Here is a 3,368-nt window from a genome sequence, read left to right as displayed (position 1 = left end):
TCGTACAGGTTGCGGTCCATCAATTCGACAGAATAACGGGCAAGGTCGGCAAAACGATCACCACGAACCGTCTGCGCTGTTTTCTCCAGATCGGAGGCAAGCGTCAGAAACATGTCTTCAAGTTCTTCGGTAATCACGTTCACACGTTGCGAGATTTCCTTGACCTCGTTGGCAACAACGCCAAACCCCCGGCCCACTTCGCCTGCGCGCGCTGCCTCGATCAACGCATTCAGTGCAAGGGTTCGTGTTGCCCGTGTAACGGCCTTGATTTCGGTAATTTTATCATTGGCTTGCCCGGAAATTGCTGTCGCAACCTGCAGAATTCTTTCTGGCATTTAAATAAAGCTCCCATATGCGCATCAGGTTTCCTCCTGGCTGCTGATCGCGTGCTTTTATTCGCCATCCATTCTGCTTGTCTTTGCAGCACTGATATCTAATAAGCCACTTATACCATTACGTAAATACAGGATTATACTCGGACCACACGGCTATCTCATTGGCATATGCCATTTCCACCCTAAAGCGAGTGGACACACAGCATCAAAACCATTGATCGACACGCCGACAGTTAGTGTGGTGCTGTAAAGCCCCACCCAAATCGCTGCGATGTTCAGGCGGTAAATTCCAGGATCGAATCTGCGAGCAGCTTAATCCCTGTCAGGAACAGCAGGCTGTAACAAACCCGATAGAACAATTTGACACTGACTTTGTCATGCGCCCACAAGCCAAGCCACGTCCCGAACAGCGCGATCGGCACGAACACAAGTGATGTTCCTAGGTTGGATGCATCGAATTGCCCAAGCAGCGCATACGGGATCAGTTTGACGTAATTGACGACAATGAAGAACATGACTGTCGTGCCGACAAAGATCGATTTGTCCATTCGCTGCGGCAGCAGATAAACCGATACCGGTGGCCCGCCCGCGTGGGCGACGAAACTGGTAAAACCTGCCAGTGCGCCAAGAACCGTACCCTTACCAATCGTTGCCCTGCCCGGTGCGCCGGTTTGCTTCCGGCCACGAAGCCAGTGATCAAGGGTAAAGATGATCGCGATCATTGCGATGATCAGTTTGACGGCTGCCTCGTTCAGGTAGCTGAAAGACAATGTCCCGACAAGAATGCCCAGTAATGCGGCCGGCACCAGGATCTTCATGTTCCGGCGATCCCAGCGGTTGCGATAGGCCCAGACATTTGCAAGGTCCATCAGGCACAGAATGGGAAGCATGATCGCCGCGGCGGCCTGTGGCGATACCGCCAACGCCATCAAAGGCACAGCCACAACACCGAGCCCGCCGCCAAAGCCGCTTTTTGAAACACCGGCAATCAAGACGGCGGGAATGCCGACAACATAGAAAAACGGATCCGAGATAAATTCCATCGGAAGTCCTTGTTAATTGGGGAATTCAGGGATCGCGGGCAATGGATATGGACGGCGTGCGCCTTTATTCTTCAAGAAGACGCGGCATGAGCTCGACGAAGTTGCACGGCCGATGGCGGATATCAAGCTGATAGGTCAGAATTTCGTCCCAGGCATCTTTGCATGCTCCGGTCGATCCAGGTAACGCAAACATGTAGGTTCCCATACACACCCCCGCAGTCGCCCGTGATTGCACGGTGGATGTGCCAATTTTCTGATATGATATCCAGCGGAACAGTTCGCCGAAGCCTGGTATTTCCTTTTCGTAGATTGCCCGGTGGGCCTCTACCGTCACGTCGCGCCCGGTAACACCTGTGCCGCCGGTGGTAATGATCACATCGACATCCGGGTTTGAGCACCAAGCACCGAGCTGCTTGCGCAAGGCCAATTGATCGTCTTTCAGGATTTTGCGTTCATAAACGTGATGGCCCTTGGCGATGATGCGTTCACAAAGAACCTCGCCCGAGGTGTCGTTATGGAGATCGCGCGTATCGCTGACAGTCAATACGGCAATATTGATCGATAAAAAGGGTTGGCTTTCGTCAATACCTGCCACGGTTATCTCCATGTCTCGTAAAATGCTGTGTCAACCTAATATGCCCAGACAGGCGTGCAAGCGTTTTCACGTGCAAGACACGCCTGCATCGCAACCCGACGAATCACGATAGAACAAAAACCGGCCATCATTTGATATTTTATTAGTCTAGTGGGCTATTTTTATGCTCCAACCCGCAATATTTTTGAGCATCACAATGTTCGATATTTATCACTTTTAAACAGATACTTATGAAAATCTTCTCACCTTATATATGACGAAAAACAAGACAATTGGTATTACCAATTAAGGACATCCGCGTTACTTCACTTGCTGGTCCGCATTTTTACGCCTAGAAAAGCGGTAAAGGACTACCAATTTGGCGCCCTCAAAGGATGCGCCGACGAGATCGAAACGTTCGGCAGGAAACAGAGGACTCATGATGAGCGACTTTCTTTGGCAACCGACGAAAGAACGCGTTGAAAATGCAAACGTCACCCGCTTTCGCGACTGGGTGAATGAAAAGCATGCGCTTAACCTTCAGAGTTTCACCGAACTCTATGACTGGTCCGTTGCCGAGATTGAGCGTTTCTGGCCTGCTCTTATCGAATATGCCGATCTGAAAGCGGAAACATGGGGCGACCGTGTCCTGATCGACGGCAACAAAATGCCGGGCGCCCAGTTCTTCCCGGATGCGCGTCTGAACTTTGCCGAGAACCTTCTGGTCCGTGATGACGACACCGACGCCCTGATTTTCTGGGGTGAAGACAAGGTCAAAAGCCGCCTATCCTGGGCGGAACTTAATATTGCGGTATCGAAATTCTCGCAGGCCCTTCGCGCAGAGGGCGTTGGCAAGGGTGATCGCGTGTGCGGCTATATGCCAAACATGTCTGAAACCGTGATTGCGATGCTGGCGACGGCAGCCATCGGGGCAACCTGGTCTTCCGCCTCACCTGATTTCGGCGTTCAGGGTGTTGTAGACCGCTTTGGCCAGATCGAACCAACCGTGATGATCACCGTTGACGGTTATCACTATAACGGCAAGCAACACGACATCCGCGAAAAGGTTCACGATGTTGTCGAGCGGATCGACAGCCTGAAAAAGGTCGTCATCGTGCCCTATGCCTTTGACGGCGCCAACACGACGGATATCCGCAACGCCGTCACCTATGACGACTTCATTGCCCCCTTCCGGACCGAGAAAATCGTCTTCGAACAGGTCGAGTTCAATCACCCGCTTTATGTGATGTTCTCGTCTGGGACGACGGGCAAGCCGAAATGCATTGTTCACGGCACGGGCGGAACGCTGCTGAAACAGGTTTCGGAACATATCCTGCATTGTGATGTCGCGCCCGGTGATCGCGTTTTCTATTTCACCACTTGTGGCTGGATGATGTGGAACTGGTTGATGGCGGG

General features: G+C 52.0%; 4 protein-coding genes. 1 reads left to right on the top strand and 3 read right to left on the bottom strand.

What is annotated here, in order from left to right:
- The 3 genes from B3Z49_RS20900 to moaB form a co-directional block, all read right to left on the bottom strand.
- Nucleotides 1-335 (bottom strand): methyl-accepting chemotaxis protein (locus tag B3Z49_RS20900; RefSeq protein WP_296994511.1); only part of this gene is annotated, 335 nt, incomplete at its 3' end.
- 275 nt (nucleotides 336-610) lie between these two features.
- A complete protein-coding gene (locus tag B3Z49_RS20895; protein ID WP_296994509.1) occupies nucleotides 611-1,378 on the bottom strand; it encodes a sulfite exporter TauE/SafE family protein in 768 nt (255 codons plus the stop codon).
- A 64-nt stretch (nucleotides 1,379-1,442) separates the two neighbouring features.
- The gene (gene moaB / locus B3Z49_RS20890) at nucleotides 1,443-1,973 is read right to left on the bottom strand and encodes a molybdenum cofactor biosynthesis protein B (RefSeq protein ID WP_414716280.1); all 531 of its coding nucleotides are present in this window, start codon (nucleotides 1,971-1,973) and stop codon (nucleotides 1,443-1,445) included.
- 421 nt (nucleotides 1,974-2,394) lie between these two features.
- Here moaB and B3Z49_RS20885 point away from each other — a divergent pair.
- Nucleotides 2,395-3,368, top strand: a 974-nt coding sequence (locus B3Z49_RS20885; RefSeq protein WP_414716279.1) for an AMP-binding protein, incomplete at its 3' end; no start/stop codon positions are given.

It is taken from the genome of Thalassospira sp. UBA1131, assembly GCF_002311515.1.
Lineage (GTDB): Bacteria > Pseudomonadota > Alphaproteobacteria > Rhodospirillales > Thalassospiraceae > Thalassospira.
This window is presented reverse-complemented; position numbering and strand designations above follow the sequence as displayed.

Bases quoted from the DNA above. Each gene is read 5' to 3' on its own strand.
- B3Z49_RS20895 (WP_296994509.1), bottom strand. From the start codon at position 1,378: ATGGAATTTATCTCGGATCCGTTTTTCTATGTTGTCGGCATTCCCGCC.